Genomic DNA, 1,327 nt, shown 5'->3' on the forward strand with positions numbered 1-1,327 from the left:
GTCCCACTCACGCTGCTCACGCACGTCGAGCAGAACGGCCGCGGCATCGGCGCCCCGGGTGTACCGGACAGCCTCGTCGACGGTGACACGGTCCTCGCCGGTGGAGAAGGGGGACATCACACAACCTCTCGGAAATGGATAAGGGCGGAACGGGAAAGGCGTTCAGCCGGTCGTCACGGTCAGCCCTCGCGGCGATGGCGGAGCCGAAGCCTCGTCCACGGTCGCCGCGCCCGCCCTGAGGCGTACGGCGGCGAGCCCGCGACATCACCGGTCGGTCAGTGACTGCGACTCCCGAGCGCCTCCCGGCCGACGGTGTCCGTGAAGAACACGGAGACCCCCTCGGGTTACCCCCGGGGGTATATGCATACGATAGCACGAGTACCCCGGGGGGTATCCAGCCCTCGCACCGACCCCGATCGAGCGACATCGGTCACCGACAACCCTCACGAGTGACGAGCGACACCCGACCGGACACGGAAAGTCGCAGGTCAAGGAGCGCCTCCACAGCGACGACCCGGACGATCGAGGCGGCGACGCGACCGCCTCGCCGGCCAGGCCCCCCACGGGATCCAGCCGCCGATCGCACACGCGACACCCGGCTCACCCCCCGAGGCCGGCTTGCTCCCGTATACCCCCGTGGGTATACGATGCTTCCCATCAATACCCCCACGGGTATCTGTTTCATATACCCCACCGGGTATCCAGGGATTCCAGTCCCTCCGCATCACCCGCGTCAGGAGACATCCATGCACTTCGCGCAGCACTACCTCGACTGCCTGTCCCAGGCCGCGTACGTCATCGGCGATCCCACCAGCGGCAAGGCCGTCGTGGTCGACCCCCGCCGGGACGTGGACGAGTACGTCGCGGACGCCGAGGCCCACGGATTCACCGTGGAAGCGGTCATCAACACCCACTTCCACGCCGACTTCCTCGCCGGCCACCTGGAGCTGGCCCAGCGCACCGGCGCATGGATCGGTTACGGGCAGCGCGCCGTCACCGAGTACCCGATCCGCAAGCTCGCCGACGGTGAGCGGATCTCCCTGGGTGAGGTCACCCTCCAGATCATGGAGACGCCGGGACACACCCCCGAGTCGATCAGCATCCTCGTCTTCGAGAAGGCCGAGGACACCGTCCCTTACGGGGTGCTCACCGGCGACGCGCTGTTCATCGGCGACGTCGGACGCCCCGACCTCCTCGCCTCCGTCGGCGTCACCGCCGAGGAACTGGGCGCGATGCTCTACGACAGCGTCCACCACAAGCTGATGACCCTGCCCGACGAGGTCCGCGTCTTCCCCGCCCACGGCGCCGGCTCCGCCTGCGGCAAGAA

1 protein-coding gene is annotated in these 1,327 nt (G+C 68.3%); it reads left to right on the forward strand.

Going from position 1 to position 1,327, the window contains the following annotated elements; all coding sequences use genetic code 11:
• Window positions 1–746 precede the first annotated feature (746 nt).
• Window positions 747–1,327, forward strand: a 581-nt coding sequence (locus tag ACWDD7_RS37745) for an MBL fold metallo-hydrolase (RefSeq protein ID WP_450460719.1), incomplete at its 3' end; no start/stop codon positions are given.

It is taken from the genome of Streptomyces sp. NPDC001056 (genome assembly GCF_053598955.1).